This window comes from Pseudoalteromonas sp. P80D2 (assembly GCF_036680945.1).
Classification (GTDB): domain Bacteria; phylum Pseudomonadota; class Gammaproteobacteria; order Enterobacterales; family Alteromonadaceae; genus Pseudoalteromonas; species Pseudoalteromonas shioyasakiensis.
The window spans coordinates 296,451-313,395 of record NZ_JAZDAR010000037.1 but is presented as its reverse complement, the minus strand read 5'-3'; the positions used below and the strand labels follow the sequence as shown (position 1 = coordinate 313,395).

Genomic DNA, 16,945 nt, shown 5'->3' with positions numbered 1-16,945 from the left:
GGAGCGAAACCCAACATGAGTTAGCGAGTTGCAAGTTAGCAAGGGTAAAGTTGAACTGCGGGGTTGTTTAGTACAGAGACTCCCTCAGCAACAAACCACTGTAGGAGGCACTTCAGTGCCGAATCTAGACCAAAAATATATTCATGGCTAAAGCCATTCCTACAAGTAAACTTTGTCTAGAGCCTAGAGCCTAGAGCCTAGAGCCTAGAGCCTAGAGCCTAGAACCTTCGGTAGATGAAGACGCAGCACCAAACACCCACACCACTCTGCTGATCGCTGACAGCTCAAAGCTGATAGCTCGTTGTCACTCACACTGCTGTATTTCTCTCACATCACCACGGCCATCACTTAGGTAGCATTGTTCTAGTAAAGAGCAATAGCAGATCTCGGTTTTGATGCTATTACGTTGCTTGTTTACTTTGTCCCATTGAGTTTCATTAAATCCCGTTCGCTTGAAACCAAAAAGTTTAAGTTTACTGCCAGATGCCAGTAACCGGTTATCACTGGCACTCGTCATAATCCAGCCAAATGCTTCGAAAATATTTATGTCGGGAGAGTCATCTTGCAGAGTTTGTAGCTGTGTTTCATATGCTTGTGTATCAAAACAGCATGCAGAAATTACTTTATAGATATCTAAATATGATTGGTCGTTATAATGATACTTCACATACTTTACTATCGCAGGTCCTGAGCCTGAATTAGTGAGTACAAAGGTGATTTCAGATTGATTTTTTTCTTCATTAAAATTCCCCGTCATCACTTCGAGCCATGGCCAGGTTGCGGCTTTTACTTGTCGTTCTGCGGCGCTGGCTTGTAAGTAAGTGGCATAAAAGGAGGCTGCGGAGATAATAATGGCACAGAGTGCTAGAAATAGGTTTAGCCGCTCGTTGGTAAACCATGCCTTGCGCTGATTGCTGGCTTGTTGAGTGTTTTGCTGGGTGGTCTTTGTTTGCTCTTCAACTTTAGAATCTTGCTCTGATTTAACGGTTGAACAGCTTACGTCCTGTTGCTGATTATCCATAATTTTTAATTGTTGTTTTTATAGACTAATAAAGATACAACTTTAATTGGATAGATAAAAGAGACAGGGAGTAAAACTCCCTGATTTGGTATTAACTATTTGAGATAAATACGGTGAGCTTTTCACCCTCTCTTAAGCTATCTCTTGAAAGGTTATTCCATTGTTTGAGTTTAGTGATACTGACTTTGTATTGCTTTGCTATCTTCCAAAGGCTATCGCCAGATTTCACCTTATACTCGATTTGTTGATCAGCCAATTGCGGCAATATCAGTTTTTGACCAATACGAATGGTGTTTGTTTTTAGGTTATTGAAGGTTTTCAGCTGGCTAACTGTTACTTTATAGTTCTTTGCAATCACACTTAAGCTATCACCGCGTTTAACTGTGTAATGCTGCCACTGGCTATAATCATTGCTTTTTTGGTTAGCTAATAGAGTTCGATAACTTGCCTGCTGATCTTTTGGGACCACAATATGTGGCGCATCAATCACTGCTGGGTATCGGATAACGCCATGGTTTAGCTCTTCAAGCTCTTGCCATTTCGCTTTGTCTGCCAAGATCATTGCACCAGTTACTGGTAAGGTCGCAATAGCCTGCTCATTCTTAATCGCAGGGAATATCATTTTTTGGTGCTTTAATAATTGTGCTGCGGCTAGTAACTTAGGCACGTATTGTTTGGTTTGCGATGGTAGCTTTAAGCTAAAGAAGTCCGTCGACTTACCTTGTTTTTTATTACGAGCAATTGCCTGTAATACACGCCCTTCACCAATATTGTAGGCAGCAATAGCATGATACCAATCGCCATCAAAGCGTTTATAAAGGTATTCCATAAAATCCAAAGCTGCGCGGGTGCTGTCGATCACATCTTGGCGACCATCATACCAAGGGGTAATTTTTACTTTAAAGTATTTGGCGATTGAGGGGGTGAGTTGCCATAAACCCGATGCATGTTTGTGCGAATAGGCACTGGCATCAAAATCGCTCTCTATAAGCGGCATTAGAGCGAGTTCTATTGGTAAGTCACGGTTTTCTACTTCTGTAACGATATGATACAAATACGGCGCTGCACGGCGGCTTATTTCTTCCATGTAATTTGGATGAGTAAGGTACCAAGCAATGCGCTTTTGCACATCTGGGTGACTTGAATCGCTAAACTGTAGTTGAATGCGAATACGCTGCCATACGTCATCAAGTTCACTTGGTTTGAGCGGTGTCACCGCGTCTACTTGTGCTGTTTTAGCTTCTGCAACCACAGTGCCTGGATTGGCTTTGATGATGGGCTTCTTTTCGGGAAGTGACTCAGGGGCAGTCTGACAGCCTGTTACAATAAAAGAAATAACAACAAGGCCTAAAAATCGATTTAAAAACACGTATTAAAATACTCCGTTAACTTAGGTGCGGGTAAACTAAAGCGCCTAAGCTTAACATAGGGTGAGCTAAAAATGACCATTAGATTAACAGCTCGCTAACTTACTCACCCAATTGAAATTAAAACGAAATACTTACTTGTAACCCAGCATAACCATGGTTTTGTGCTTCCCAATAGCGGCTGTCTATTTCTCGGGCTCTGGCATAGATCTCTATTCTGAATGGCTTTGAGTCCACGCCCATACCCACACCGACATAGCCATCAATATTATTGTGGTCGTCATCATAGCGGTCGCTGTAGTCGTGGTCATCTCGGTCGTCGTATACGGCAAGCTCAATTAAATCTAAGCCCACTTCGCCATAGACAAAAAAGTCACTGAAATAGCCAAATTTGATGCCGCTATCTAAGGTGAGAAATGTCTCCCGATCACCTTTTTTAGTAAATACTTCTGCTGAGCCTAGTGCCGTTGTAAATGCTGCGCCGAAATTACTGTAGTTATTTTTAGCCATAACTTCGATGCCAGCTGAGGTGATTGAATCAGTACTATTATGCTCTGATTTAACAAACAGGTTCATATTAGGGCTGTCATAAATACCAGCAAAGCTTGTAGCAGGAATGAAGGCAAGTGATGAAAAGAGTGCTAAGGCAAGGTACTTCATATTGGTTAATCCATTAAACGTTAATGGGTACATGATACCAAACAGCGCCTTAGCAAATTGTAAATAATTGTTCTAACAATGTAAGTTAGCCGAACACGCAGCGAAAGCAGGCTCCTTGCTGGCGTTTGATATAAACCAGATCGCCACCATGATTGAGCATGATCTGGCGCGATAAACTTAAGCCTATTCCTGAGCCTTGTTGCTTGGTAGTAAAAAATGGCACAAAAATCATCTCGATCACATGATCGCTGATACCTGTACCATTGTCGCTGACCTCTAAATACAGTTGCTGATTAGCATTTTGTGCAATGCTTACCTCAATGCACTTTGCTGACTCTGGACTATTTAACTGCTTAAGGACATCAAGGGCATTGGTAAGCAGGTTTATTATTACTTGTTCAATTTGGCCTCTATCTATCATCACTAACTGCTGGCTTTGCATCGATAAATTCAACGTAATATTAAGCTGCTTAGCTTGTTGTGAGTGCAGAGCGACAACTTGCTTGGCAAGATCGGCCAGAATATGTGGCTGTAAGTGTGGGGCGGGTAAGCTACTAACCTTTTTAAATTGCGCTATAAATTCCCCTAAATGCTCGGTTCGTGATGCGAGTGTTGTTAGGGCGAGTTGCAAGTCTTGTTTATCTTCCTGATCATCAAAACTAAGCTCAGTTGGCAGCAGTGCCGTACAAGTTTGTGCTAAAGAAGAAAGTGGCGTAATCGAATTAGCAATTTCATGGGTTAGTACTTTGGTAAGGCGCTTATAAGCTTGTTGCTCTTTTAATTGCAGCTGATCATGAATCGATTGCAAACTGATCACTTTACGAACTTTACCTTGGATTTCGGCAATACTGATCTGCACAGATAGCGTATCGTGCTGCTCACCATTTTGCCATGGCACGGTATTACGGCTATTTTGCTTTGCGTCTTGGACTAGGTTGGCTATTACACCTAAATCATCGATGTGCTTTACAGCTTGTCCAAGTAAACGGCTGACCGCCGGATTGCTTTCAATAATAGTGCCTTGTTCGTCACATACTAATACTGCTAAATCGATATGAATTAATAGCGCTTGTAAGAACTGGGCTTGTTGCTCTGCATTAAAACGCGCAGCCTGAATTTGTTGTTTAACCTGCTCAAATTGCTGCTGCATTGGGTGTTGGTCGCCAAAGCCTAATGTGCTGTCTCCATTCGCTAAAGCGCGAAACACCATATCTGCACGCCTTGTTTGGCGTTTAAATAAATTAAAAATTTGCGCGGCACATACCAAATTTAAAATAACTAAAAGTGCCGAAATTGCAGAAAACCCGCTTTGCTCTACTTGCCAAAACAAAGCTATTGATAAACCAATTAGTGCAGCTAATAGGCCGGCTAAGCTAATAAAGTTTCGCATCGATTACAGTCCGTATTTTTCTAAACGACGATACATGGCTCCGCGTGTTAGGCCGAGGGCTTTAGCTGCATGACTCACGTTCCCTTGAAAATGCTTTAAAGCTGCACGAACGGTTCTCTGCTCGATGATTTCGAGATCAAAAGTGTCGTAGTCAGTGGCGCTTGAAGAGAGCTCACTTGTACTAACGGCAGCACTTGGTGAGCTTATCACTGAGCTTATATCGAGCTCTGAGCCTTCTGAGAGGATGACTGCTCGCTCAATTGCATGTGCAAGTTCACGGACATTGCCTGGCCAATGATACTGGCTTAAACGTGTCATATCAGATGCTGCAATCGAGAGCTCACGTTTGTATTTATGTGCAAAGTGCTGCAAGTAGTAGTTACACAGTAATGGAATGTCTTCACTGCGCTCACGAAGAGCTGGCAAACGGATCTCTACGGTATTAACACGGTACAGTAAGTCTTGCCTAAATTTGCCTTCAGTAACTGCTTGTTCGAGGTTTTCATTCGTTGCACAGATCAAACGAATATCAATATCGATGACTTTAGAGCCACCAACCGGTGTTATTTGCCTGTTTTGTAGTGCTGCGAGCAGTTTAACTTGTTGGTTAAGCGGTAGATTACCAAGCTCGTCTAAAAATAAACTACCACCATGGGCCAGTTCAAATCGGCCAATGCGATCTTCCTTCGCGCCAGTAAACGCCCCTTTTTTATGGCCAAATAGTTCGCTTTCAAACAGGCTTTCGGCCAGTGAGCCCATATCTAGACTAATGAAAGGCTGGTTTTGGCGCTGGCTTGCATTGTGGATTGCATGGGCAGTGAGTTCTTTACCTGTGCCACTTTCGCCACTGATCAATATGTTTGCATCTGTGCTGGCTGCTTTGTCGATTACCGAAAAAACCTGCTGCATGGCATCACTTTGGCCTAAAAACTCAAATGGTTGATTGCCGATTGACTGCTGCAAGGCTTGTTTTTGCTTTGTGAGTTTACCAACTTGCTGTTTGTCTTTAGCGTGTGAAAATGCCGCCGCTACAGCACCGAGTAATTGCTCATTTTGCCAAGGCTTGGCAATAAAGTCAGAGGCACCGGCCTTAATTGCTTCGACCGCTAGCTGAATATCGCTGTAGGCCGTCATAAGCAGTACCGCAATGTTAGCGTCTTGGCTCATGATTTTTTTTAGCCAGTAGAATCCTTCTTTGCCACTAATTGAGTCTTGCGTGAAGTTCATATCGAGTAACACAACATCGATAGCCTGATCCGCTTCATGCTGTGCGTTAATGATACCTTCGATATCAAAGGGGTTATCTGTGGTTTTTACAACCTGATAATGCTGCTTTAAAAGTAATCGTGCGGCGATAAGTACGTCGGGGTTATCATCGACGATAAGAATTGATCCTGCTTGTTTCATAGCTATTTATTATTATTCCTTTATGGGAACACTAAGACTAATTGAAAATAGTAAAAGTGTCCATTTATGGACGATATATGGGTTTTGAAGTGTTCTATAAGCGGACACTTAATTATATTCATCTTTACTGGTTTTAATGTAAGTTGTTGTAATTTAATGAAAATGAAAGTTGGCACAAGAGTTGTTTTATCTATAGGTAATTAGCACCTAGATAACTTAAAGGCGTCAACATGGATAAGAAAATTACACGCTCAAATAACAAAGCATTTTTTAAGAAATCAATCATTGCAGCAGCATGTTTAGCTGTTGCGGCAGCAGCTTATGGTTTCACACAAACTGAGCAAACAGGTCGTAGTCAGCAAGTAACCGCGACAAGCTTAACGATTAGCACAGTACAACAAGGTGAATTTGTTGATGCTTTAAGTCTTCGTGGTCAGGTTATGCCTCGCACTACTATTTACCTCGACACCATTGCCGGAGGCCAAGTCGAAGAGCGACTTGTTGAGCAAGGTGAGTATGTTAAAAAAGGCCAACCACTTGTGCGTTTAAGCAATACCAATTTGCAGCTTGATGTAATGAGCCGTGAAGCACAGGTGACTGAGCAGCTTAACTTTTTACGTAACACGCAAATGAATATGGAAACCAGCCGTTTAAACTTACGCCGTGATTTGCTTGAAATCGATCTTAAAATCACACATTTATCGCGTCGCTTAAAACAGACTCAGCCGCTAGTGAAAACGGGTGTGTTAGCACAAGAGCAATTATCTGAAATTCAAGAAGACTTAGCGTATTACAAAGCTCGAAAAGAACTAACTCTTGAGCGTCAAAAGCAAGAAAACAGCATTCGAGAAGTTCAGGTCGCTCAGTTAAAAGACAGTGCCGACATGCTAGAGAAAAACCTACAGTTTGCGCGTAAGAACCTTGAAAACTTACTCGTAACAGCACCTGCCGATGGTTATTTAAGTGAGCTTGATGTTGAAATTGGTGAATCAAAAGGCCGTGGTGCTCGCCTAGGGCAGATTGATATTCCTAATGAATACAAGCTAGTTGTGCGACTAGATGAGTTTTACCTAAGCCAAGTTCAAACAGGTATGCAAGTGCTGATTGAACATGAACAAGGCGAAATCGCGGCGACGGTTAGCAAAATTGATAGTCGTGTTCAGCAATCACAGTTTCAGGTTGAAGTCGATTTACCCAATGGCACGAGCAATATAAAACGTGGGCAAAGCCTTGATGTACAGCTGATGCTAGGTGATAGCAAAGGCGCTGCTTTATTACTTGAGCGCGGCGCATTTTTTACCAGCTCAGGGGGTAACTGGGTTTATGTCATGGAAAAAGGTGGCAATCGTGCAGTACGAAAAGACATTCGTCTTGGCAAAAAGAATCAAAACTATTATGAAGTGTTAAGTGGCCTAAGCGCCGGAGATCGCGTGATCACCTCTAGCTACAGCAACTTTGATAAAGCACAACAACTACAATTTTAAGGATAAAAACAATGATTAAATTAACTAACTTATCACGCGTATTCCGTACTCAAGATGTTGAAACAACAGCGCTTAATAATATTAACTTACATGTAAACGAAGGCGAGTTTCTTGCCATTATGGGGCCATCTGGCTGTGGTAAATCAACATTACTCTCTATTTTAGGTATGTTGGATTCGCCATCGGCAGGCAGTTTTGAATTTTTAGGTGCAGACATCGCAGGGTTTGGTGAAAAGCAATTAGCGACACTTAGAAAAGCGTCAATTGGTTTTGTTTTCCAAAGCTTTAACTTAATTGATGAATTAACAGTATTTGAAAACGTTGAGCTGCCATTACAGTATCAAAATATCTCAAAGAGTGAACGTAAGCAGCGAGTAGACGCAATCTTAAAAAGAGTTGCAATCGACCATAGAGCAGATCACTTACCGCAGCAGCTATCGGGTGGTCAGCAGCAACGTGTAGCAGTAGCCCGAGCTCTGGTGATTAATCCAAAACTAATCTTAGCGGATGAGCCTACGGGTAACCTTGATTCAAAAAATGGTGATGAAGTCATGGCGATGCTACGTGAGCTAAATCGTGAAGGTACCACGGTAATTGTGGTTACTCACTCAGAAAAAGAAGGCAATTATGCTGACCGTTTAGTGCGCTTACTTGATGGCCAAGTGATGGTTGATAAAGCTAACCGTGTTCAACAAACAGCAGAGGTGGCATAACATGATTTTAAGCTATTTGATCACCGCGCTGCGTGCGTTTAAAAACCAAAAACAGCACTTTATTTTAAATGTTCTGGGTTTAAGTGTGGGCTTAGCTGCGGCAATTCTAGTTGCTTTGTTTGCAAAAAATGAGCTTTCGTACGATAGCCAACAGCCTCATGCTGAGCGTGTTTATCGCGTTGGCCAAGACTTCTCAAAACTCGGTTTATCTGTGGTGCCTATTTTTAATTATGTGCAGTCAAAGCAGGCCGAAGATTACAGCCAAGTTGAAGAAGTGTTCGGATTAACTATGGTCGAGCTGACCCGTGAAGCCATGGTGGATGTGAGTTACCGCAACCAAGGCTATAAGTTAAATGCCTTATATGGTGCAACAGCAAATATTGAAAACTTTATTGCTATGAAGACGATTGCGGGTGACTTAACAACAGCAATGAGTACACCAGATAGCCTCGCTTTAAGTGAATCAGAAGCACTGCGCATTTTTGGTCGCACCGATGTAGTTGGTGAAACACTTACGCATGAACAAGGACAGTATACAGTTCGTGCCGTGTTTGCAGACTTAACAGACAACACCCACTTTGCCTTTAAAAACCTTGTTTATGTTAAGCATGATCCGAGCGATATAAACATCAACAGTAGTTATGTTTATATGCGTTTAGCAGAGGGCACCGATACAGATGCATTAGCTAAAACCTTAACAGAGCGCTTTTTTAGAGGTTCGATGCTGGAGCAAGTTAGTTTAGAGCTGCATCCATTACTTGATTTGCACCTAACGGCTAAATCACCGTTTGAGATGAAAGCAGGTGGTGCTAAACAAGTGGTCATGATCTGTGTTGGTTTAAGTGTGTTACTTATTCTTATTGCAGGTTTTAACTTCATTAATATGACCGTCGCTCAATCGACTAAACGTGCAAAAGAAGTGGGTGTGCGTAAAGCGCTTGGCGCAAGTAAAGGCCAATTAGTAACGCAGTTTTTATCTGAATCTGTGTTGGTATCAATGCTTTCAATGGTGATCGCATGTGCTTTAGTGGAGCTTTTTTTACCAAGCTTTAATCAACTAGTAGACCGCGAATTGGTCATGAATTATGCCTCTGAATTTGGCATTGCAATTATTGTGGTCGCAATTGCTGTGGGCATATTAGCTGGGCTTTATCCTGCATTCTTTATTTCGTCATTCAGTGCAAAACGCGTTTTAAGTGGTGATTTACAGCGTGGTAATACTGCAATATGGGTTCGTAAGAGCTTACTAACCTTACAGGCTTCACTAGCAATAGGTTTAATCATTGCCTCTATTACCTTGTTAAAGCAATTAACTTACTTACAAAGCTTACCTTTAGGCTATGAAACAACACAAAGGTTGGTCATTTCAGAGCTACCTGTAGGCGAAGTATTCACGAAAGAAAAAAATGCCTTAGTTAACCGTATTAGTGCAATTCAAGGTGTACAGCAAACAACAGTGATTGATACCCGTTTAACCGTTTCAATCAATAATACACTTATGCCAACGTGGCCAAATGGTGAAGCGTCTGGCAGCTTAACGCCTGTTGTTGGCGCAAGCTACGATGTTGTAAAAACACTAGGATTAAAACTCGTTGCTGGTCGTGACTTTAGTCGTGAATTTGCTGGTGATTGGGCAAGCCATGCAAATGGAGTAACAAGTACGGGTACTATTGTGACTGAATCTGTCGCAAGGCAAGCGGGTTACACTAACATGAGTGACATTATCGGTAAGGTAATTAAAGACTCAGGTCGCGGCGTAGATATGCGTGTTGTGGGTGTGGTTGAAGATGTAAAAGTAGGTAATGCGAAAGATGCCAACTCAAATATTATGTTCTTATGTGGCTTTAACTTTTTATCACCAGTATCAGAACTAATTTTAACGATTGATCAGCAAAACTTGCCTTACATTAAAGCTCAGATCGCTGAAGTATTAGCAAGCTCAGCCAATATCTATGAGCCAAAAATTAACTTACTCGCAGACAACTACAAAACTCTGTTAAAAGGTGATGAGCGAATTTCGAATGTAGTTTTAATCTTTACCGGTCTTGCTGTGTTCTTAACTTGTTTAGGTACCTTTGGTTTGGCTTCGTTTGCAACAGTGCGTCGTCAAAAAGAAGTGGCCGTTCGAAAAGTGCTAGGTGCATCACGCATCAGTATCGTAAATATCATTGCTAAAGAGTTCTTAGTGCTGGTGGCGGTAAGTATTGCTATTGCGTATCCAGTGACTTACTTGTTGGTAGGTGATTGGTTAGCAAACTTTAATGACCGCATTGAACAAGCTGTATGGGTGTATTTAGTTGCCGCCGTCGCGGTGGCCGCCATTACTTGGGTTACCGTTGCAAGCTTAGCCTTTAAGGCCGCAAGCACCAGACCATCACTTATCTTAAGATATGAATAACAGTTAACTAACTCCCAACTATAAGCCCAGCAATACAGCTGGGCTTTTTTAGTTTTAAATGTGTCGCCATAAATGACAACCTACGTAGGACGTGCTTTAGCGCGTCGGTATGAGAGTTAAAGGTCTTTGACTTTCACCGCAGGGTTACCTGCTACTAGAGTATTTGCCGCGACATCTTTGGTAACTATAGCCCCTGCGCCAATCACGGCATTATCAGCAACTTTAATACCCGCAAGTATAATAGCGCCTGCACCAATCCATACATTGTTGCCGATGCTAATCGGTGCTGCAAAGTTAGCTTTTGCTAAACGCTCGGTTGGGTTTACTGCATGCGATACCGCGAGTATTTGCACATTAGGGCCTACTAAGCAGTCATCGCCTATCGTAATTTGCGCATCAGATAGCGGCGCATCGAGTACAGTACAGTTAATATTTATGAAGGTTCGATCACCTATTTTAATACCACTGCCATAATCACAATGAAAACCTGCTTCTATAACAACCTGCTCGCCACAGTGATCAAACATTCCTTTTAGTCGTTTTAAATTGCCTTTACTTGGGCTTTTGGCAAATAAACGGCAAATTTCATGGGCATTTTTTCGTTGTTCGAGTAAGGACTTGTCGAGGCTATTAAACTCTTTCATGGGGCATGTTCATGGTTATATTTGCCAATAGCTTAGCGTGTTGGTGATGAAGATCAAAATTAAAGCTGTGTAGCTTAACGATCATTCACTTGCCATTTATATTGTTTCGTTTAAAATCTAAAAACTTTCGAAACGAAACTTATGTAGTTCACTTTATGACAAAACGAAACACTCAACAACGTCGCCATACTATCTTAAGCCAAGTGAATGAACTTGGAGAAGTTGCTGTTGAAGCGTTAGCTGAGCAGTTTCAAACCTCTGAAGTGACGATACGTAAAGATCTGACAGCCCTTGAAAAAAGTGGCTTGTTACTACGCCGTTACGGTGGCGCTATTGCATTGCCGCAAGAAATCGTTGCAAATAGCAACGAGAAAAGCGACTCGCTTCGCAAAATGGCAATCGCACAGGCGGCTGCAAAGCTTATTAAAGATCATAACCGCATCATCATTGATAGCGGCCGAACTACAGCGGCGATGATCCCTGAGCTTGCAAGTAAGCGCGGTTTAGTGGTGATGACAAATGCTATTAATGTCGCTAACCGACTGCTTTCATTAGAAAATGAGCCAACACTTTTGATGACCGGGGGAACCTGGGATCCGCATTCAGAATCGTTTCAGGGCCAAGTTGCTGAGAATGTTCTACGCTCTTACGACTTTGACCAGCTCTTTATTGGTGCCGATGGCATTGATATTGATAGAGGTACTACAACCTTCAATGAATTAGTGGGGCTTAGCCAAGTGATGGCTGAAGCAGCCCGTGAGGTAGTGGTGCTGGTAGAGTCAGAAAAAATTGGCCGAAGAATACCGAATTTAGAACTGCCTTGGCAGCGTGTTACCACTGTTATCACAGACAACAACCTAAGCGCAGACAAGCGCGAGGCGATAACAGCATGTGGTGTACAACTGATCTGTGCAGAAATTGAATAACCCGTAATAAGACCGACAACACCTTATTACGCATCATTTATGACAACACATCTCGCCCAAAGTAAAACACTTTGGCATGTGCAAAAGGAGAGATTATGTGTGGAATCGTAGGGGCTGTTGCAGAACGCCCAGTAAACAAAATACTTGTTGAAGGCCTTAAGCGCCTTGAATACCGTGGCTATGACTCGGCAGGTGTGGCTTTACTTAAAGGTACTGAGCTTAACACTGTAAAAGCAGTAGGTAAGGTTGCTAACCTTGAAGCGGCACTGAATGAAGCCGCTGTTAAAGGCACTACCGGTATCGCACATACGCGCTGGGCAACTCATGGTGGCGTAACTGAAGCGAATGCTCACCCACATGTTTCGAATAGCGAAATTGCCCTAGTTCATAACGGCATTATCGAAAATCATGCCAGCCTTCGCGATGCGCTAAAAGGCGATGGTTATGAGTTTTTATCAGAAACAGATACAGAAGTCATGGTGCACCTTATTCACCAACTTCGCCAACAGCACGATACACTTTTAGCAGCTGTACAAGCTGCTGTTAAGCAGTTTGAAGGTGCATTTGGTACGGTTGTTTTTGATAAAGCGAACGACAACGAAATCATCGTAGCGCGCTCCGGTAGCCCACTGGTGATTGGTTTAGGTCTTGGCGAAAACTTTATTGCCTCTGACCAACTTGCTTTATTACCTGTTACTCGCAGTTTTATTTACCTTGAAGAAGGTGATGTTGCTCGTATTACCCGTGACAGTGTTGAAATCTTTGATGCAAACGGTGATGCAGTCGAGCGCGAAGTGATTGAATCAAACATTACGCAAGATGCATCAGGTAAAGGCGAATATCGTCACTACATGCTGAAAGAAATTTACGAGCAGCCACTTGCTGTACGTAACACCCTTGATGGCCGCCTAGTTAATGACACTGTCGCGATTGATGCCTTTGGCGAAAGCGCTCAGCAAATCTTTAAAGACGTAAAACACGTGCAAATTATTGCCTGTGGTACTTCATATCACTCAGGTATGGTTGCTCGTTACTGGCTTGAACAGTTTGCTGGCGTAAGCTGTAACGTCGAGATTGCCTCTGAGTTCCGTTACCGCGAATCATTTGTACATGAAAACAGCTTACTTGTGACCATTTCACAGTCTGGTGAAACAGCAGATACACTTGCTGCACTTCGTCTTGCAAAACAGCAAGGTTACATGGCGTCAATGACCATTTGTAACGTGCCAGGTTCATCATTAGTACGTGAATCTGATTTAGCCTTTATGACTAAAGCCGGTGCTGAAATTGGTGTTGCATCAACTAAAGCCTTCACCACACAGCTTGTTGGCTTATTAATGCTAACGGCATCGATTGCCCAAGAAAAAGGCCTAGAGCAAGGTGCGATTGTGAATGCAATCAAAACACTTCCTAACAAGTTAGAAGAAGCATTACTGCTTGCAGAAGGGATTGAAGATTTAGCTGAAGAGTTTGCTGATAAGCACCACTCATTGTTCTTAGGTCGTGGTTCACAATACCCAATTGCGATGGAAGGTGCGCTCAAGCTGAAAGAAATTTCATACATTCACGCCGAAGCATACGCAGCGGGTGAGCTTAAGCATGGCCCACTTGCGTTGATTGATGCCGACATGCCAATCATTGTTGTGGCACCAAACAACGAACTACTAGAGAAGCTTAAATCAAACGTAGAAGAAGTACGTGCCCGTGGCGGTATTATCTATGTATTCGCAGACAAAGACTCAGCGTTTGAATCTGACGAAACAATGCGTGTAATCAACGTAAACCATGTCGATGACGTGATTGCTCCAGTTGTATATACAATCCCGCTACAGCTGCTTTCATACTATGTTGCAGTTATTAAAGGCACCGACGTAGACCAACCTCGAAACCTAGCAAAATCGGTGACGGTTGAGTAAGTTAAAGCATCGAAAGCCGGCTAATTAGCCGGCTAATTAGCCGGCTTTTTTGTGCCTGTAATTTGCTTAATTGCTGTTCGCTGATGCAATTTGTATTGCAATTGATTAGGATGGTTAAACACTCAGGCTAAGGATAATAACAATGAAAAAGCGCAGTGTTTTAACCTCTATAGGATTGTCTGTATTAGTGCTCAGCTCGGGGATTGCTTATGGGCAATCTTTTGATCTCATCATTAAAAACGCAATGTTGCTCGATGGTCGTGGTGGCAAAGCGGTTCGCGCAGATGTTGGTATTGAAAGTGGCAAGATCACTAAAATTGGTGATATGGCGGCTGACAAATCTCAACAAGTTATAGATGCCAATGGCAAGGTTGTAGCGCCGGGCTTTATCGATTTACATTCCCATGCTGAGCGTTCAATTGTAGAGCTACCTCGGCTTGATAATTTAGTGCAGCAGGGCATTACCACTATTTTGGGCGGTAACTGTGGTTTTTCTCCTGTCGACTTTAAGCAATTTTTTGCACAAACCGAGCGCTTACCTCTAGGGCCTAACTTAGCCTTATTAATTGGCCATAATGATGTTCGTAAGGCTGTTATGGGTGAAGAGCAACGACTTGCCAGCGCTGATGAGCTAAAAGCAATGCAAGCACTGGTCGATAAAGCGATGCAGCAGGGGGCGTTTGGTTTATCGACTGGGCTTAAATATGTTCCAGGTGTGTACTCAAACTTTGCTGAGGTAAAGGTGCTTGCCGAAACCGCTCATGCTCAGCATGGATTTTTTGCCTCTCATATGCGGGATGAAGGCGCAGAGATTGTTACGGCGATGAATGAAGTGCTCGATGTTGCAAAAGAGACCGGTATTCCTGTGCATATCTCTCATCATAAGCTGATTGGTCATCCAAATTGGGGTGAGAGTAAGCACACTATTCAGATGATCCGCGATGCTCGTAAAGCGGGTTTAGATGTCACCCTTGATCAGTATCCTTACACTGCTTCTTCTACGCGATTTGCTATTTTATTTCCTGCATGGTCATTGGCTGGTGGCCAAGCTGAAGTTGAAAAGCGCCTACAAGATCCAGAGTTAAGGCAAAAAATAAAACAAGGCTTGATCAAAAATATCCGTGAAGACAGAGGCGGTGGTGACCCCGCAAGGCTGCAAATAGCGCATTATGCGGCAAACCCTGCATGGGATGGGCTAACCTTTGCTGAAGTATTAAAACGTGAAGGGCGAGCGCAAAGTATCGACGAAGCCGCTGAACTTACCATGGAAATTCAAGCAAATGGCGGTGCTCAGGGGATCTTCCACGCTATTAATGAAGATGATGTTAAGTACATCATGGCTTACCCAATTACTGCAATCGCCACCGATGCGGGTGGTTCAGAACTTGGTAAGGGCAACCCCCATCCAAGAGGATACGGCACCTTCCCCAGAGTATTAGGTCATTATGTTCGTGAACAAGGGGTGATTTCGTTACCTGATGCAATACGTAAAATGACCAGTTTACCCGCAGCAAGAATGGGCCTAACTGACCGAGGAGTGATAGCAAAAGGCTATGCTGCTGATATTGTTATACTCGACCCTGCGACGGTTGCTGATAAATCAACGTTTAGCGCACCACATCAGTACGCAGAAGGAATTCAATACGTCATTATTAATGGCCAAGTCATTAAATCACCGGATGGCATGACGGGTAAAAGCGCCGGGCAAATATTGCGACATACGCTTTAGTTAAAATAATGACTTATATGTACTTTTTTACGAAAAAAGTACATAAGTTATCTTTGTTTGTACCTGCAATTCTGTTAGCTTAAAAAATTACCAATATTTCTTAAGGATAAGTCGTGCGACTATTTAAGTTACTCTGTATTAGTGGTTTTTTACTCTGTACTAGTCATGTAATGGCTCAACCCGCTGCAGATGATGCGGTTACACATTACAACCAACATACGCATACTATCGAATCAAGTAATCTTAGTGAGCAACGCACTGTCGTTGTGCAATTGCCAAAAAGCTATCAAACACATCCAAACAAAAGGTATCCCGTTATTTACCGTTTAGATGGGGCCGGTAATTTACCATTGATTAATGCTGTGCTTGAACGCTTACAAGAAAATGATCAAGCGCCAGAGGTGATTGTAGTTGCAATTGAAAGCACTAATCGACTTAGAGATTTTTATCCTACAGTGAACAAAGAACCTCAAGGGCCTGTTGGTGAAGGCGGTGGTGCTGCAAAGTTTTTAGCTTTCGTAGAGCAAGAACTGATGCCTTTGGTTAATAAACAGTATCGTACTCATGATTATAGAGTTATCGCAGGAGCCTCTGCTGCGGGTGTATTTGCTCTTTACGCAATGCAGGCTGATCCTGAGTTATTTCAAGCGCACATTGCTTATAGCCCTGCGGTATGGTGGAACTATGGCGCCCCTGCTAAGAGTCTAAATACCTTTGTTACTAAAGCCAAAAGTATTAACAGCTATGTATATATGAATATCGGCGAAGAAGCCGGCATTATGCGCGAAAGATACGATGATATGCAGCAAACGATGCAAAATAGTAAGGTGCAAAATCTGCGCTTTAAGAGCGACGCCTTTGCAGGCGTTTCGCATAACCTAACCTCAGCTGCTGGGGCATTTAATGCGTACCATGGCTTATTTTTATCTAAACATATGCCTTTGAGTGCACTAGGCGATGATGTTTCATCAATTGATGTTTATTATCAACGTTTATCTCAGCAATGGGGCGAGCAAATAGCGCCACCAGACCGCGCTGTTAGGTTGCTGGGTTACAGCTTAACGGATAACCAGCAATTTGAGCGGGCTATTGAGGTGTTTAAGTACAATATCAAAAACTACCCAAAATCAGCGTATGCACTGTCAGCTTTGTCATATGGCTATGAAATGCAAGGTAATACTCGCCAAGCATTAGTTCAAATTGAGGCTGCAATAGCTGTTGCCGATGACTCGTATCCCTACCCTGATTACTTAAAAGAGACAAAAACGAGGTTACAAGGGCAGCTATAGT

At 42.7% G+C, this 16,945-nt stretch carries 13 protein-coding genes; 7 read left to right on the top strand and 6 right to left on the bottom strand.

The genetic code is table 11. The features are described 5' to 3' along the window. Nucleotides 1–304 precede the first annotated feature (304 nt). The 5 genes from VRK28_RS11620 to VRK28_RS11600 all read right to left on the bottom strand — a co-directional run bounded on the left by VRK28_RS11620 (nucleotide 305) and on the right by VRK28_RS11600 (nucleotide 5,845). On the bottom strand, nucleotides 305–1,021 hold the full coding sequence (locus VRK28_RS11620) for a hypothetical protein (protein ID WP_332393975.1): 717 nt from the start codon (nucleotides 1,019–1,021) through the stop codon (nucleotides 305–307). A 91-nt stretch (nucleotides 1,022–1,112) separates the two neighbouring features. Continuing rightward, nucleotides 1,113–2,390: a LysM peptidoglycan-binding domain-containing protein gene (locus VRK28_RS11615; protein ID WP_332393974.1), complete on the bottom strand. Its 1,278-nt coding sequence runs from the start codon at nucleotides 2,388–2,390 to the stop codon at nucleotides 1,113–1,115. Between the two features lie 118 nt (nucleotides 2,391–2,508). Continuing rightward, complete coding sequence (locus VRK28_RS11610; RefSeq protein ID WP_130167304.1) at nucleotides 2,509–3,048, bottom strand: hypothetical protein; 540 nt, start codon at nucleotides 3,046–3,048, stop codon at nucleotides 2,509–2,511. An 85-nt stretch (nucleotides 3,049–3,133) separates the two neighbouring features. Beyond that, nucleotides 3,134–4,438 carry a sensor histidine kinase gene (locus VRK28_RS11605; RefSeq protein WP_332393973.1) on the bottom strand — a complete coding sequence of 435 codons (1,305 nt, stop codon included), beginning with the start codon at nucleotides 4,436–4,438 and terminating at the stop codon, nucleotides 3,134–3,136. A gap of 3 nt (nucleotides 4,439–4,441) precedes the next feature. Then, nucleotides 4,442–5,845, bottom strand: coding sequence for a sigma-54-dependent transcriptional regulator (locus VRK28_RS11600; RefSeq protein WP_332393972.1), 1,404 nt, complete (start codon nucleotides 5,843–5,845; stop codon nucleotides 4,442–4,444). Nucleotides 5,846–6,075: 230 nt separating this feature from the next. On the opposite strand from VRK28_RS11600, the gene VRK28_RS11595 reads away from it, so the two are divergent. The 3 genes from VRK28_RS11595 to VRK28_RS11585 are packed head-to-tail and all read left to right on the top strand — an operon-like array spanning nucleotide 6,076 to nucleotide 10,440. Then, a complete protein-coding gene (locus VRK28_RS11595; protein ID WP_332393971.1) occupies nucleotides 6,076–7,329 on the top strand; it encodes an efflux RND transporter periplasmic adaptor subunit in 1,254 nt (417 codons plus the stop codon). A gap of 11 nt (nucleotides 7,330–7,340) precedes the next feature. Further along, entirely contained in the window at nucleotides 7,341–8,042 is a 702-nt protein-coding gene (locus VRK28_RS11590; RefSeq protein ID WP_188729333.1) for an ABC transporter ATP-binding protein, read from the top strand. A 1-nt stretch (nucleotide 8,043) separates the two neighbouring features. Next, on the top strand, nucleotides 8,044–10,440 hold the full coding sequence (locus tag VRK28_RS11585) for an ABC transporter permease (RefSeq protein ID WP_332393970.1): 2,397 nt from the start codon (nucleotides 8,044–8,046) through the stop codon (nucleotides 10,438–10,440). A gap of 116 nt (nucleotides 10,441–10,556) precedes the next feature. On the opposite strand, the gene VRK28_RS11580 is transcribed toward VRK28_RS11585, so the two are convergent. Next, nucleotides 10,557–11,084, bottom strand: a complete 528-nt coding sequence (locus tag VRK28_RS11580) for a sugar O-acetyltransferase (RefSeq protein ID WP_332393969.1) — start codon at nucleotides 11,082–11,084, stop codon at nucleotides 10,557–10,559. 155 nt (nucleotides 11,085–11,239) lie between these two features. Here VRK28_RS11580 and VRK28_RS11575 point away from each other — a divergent pair, with 155 nt between their 5' ends. The 4 genes from VRK28_RS11575 (at nucleotide 11,240) to VRK28_RS11560 (ending at nucleotide 16,944) form a co-directional block, all read left to right on the top strand. Beyond that, on the top strand, nucleotides 11,240–12,010 hold the full coding sequence (locus tag VRK28_RS11575) for a DeoR/GlpR family DNA-binding transcription regulator (protein WP_054552250.1): 771 nt from the start codon (nucleotides 11,240–11,242) through the stop codon (nucleotides 12,008–12,010). A 95-nt stretch (nucleotides 12,011–12,105) separates the two neighbouring features. Beyond that, a complete protein-coding gene (gene glmS, locus VRK28_RS11570; protein WP_058585998.1) occupies nucleotides 12,106–13,926 on the top strand; it encodes a glutamine--fructose-6-phosphate transaminase (isomerizing) in 1,821 nt (606 codons plus the stop codon). Between the two features lie 142 nt (nucleotides 13,927–14,068). Further along, nucleotides 14,069–15,655 carry an N-acyl-D-amino-acid deacylase family protein gene (locus tag VRK28_RS11565; RefSeq protein ID WP_332393968.1) on the top strand — a complete coding sequence of 529 codons (1,587 nt, stop codon included), beginning with the start codon at nucleotides 14,069–14,071 and terminating at the stop codon, nucleotides 15,653–15,655. A 113-nt stretch (nucleotides 15,656–15,768) separates the two neighbouring features. Continuing rightward, nucleotides 15,769–16,944: an alpha/beta hydrolase-fold protein gene (locus VRK28_RS11560; protein WP_442961231.1), complete on the top strand. Its 1,176-nt coding sequence runs from the start codon at nucleotides 15,769–15,771 to the stop codon at nucleotides 16,942–16,944. Nucleotide 16,945: the final 1 nt, after the last annotated feature.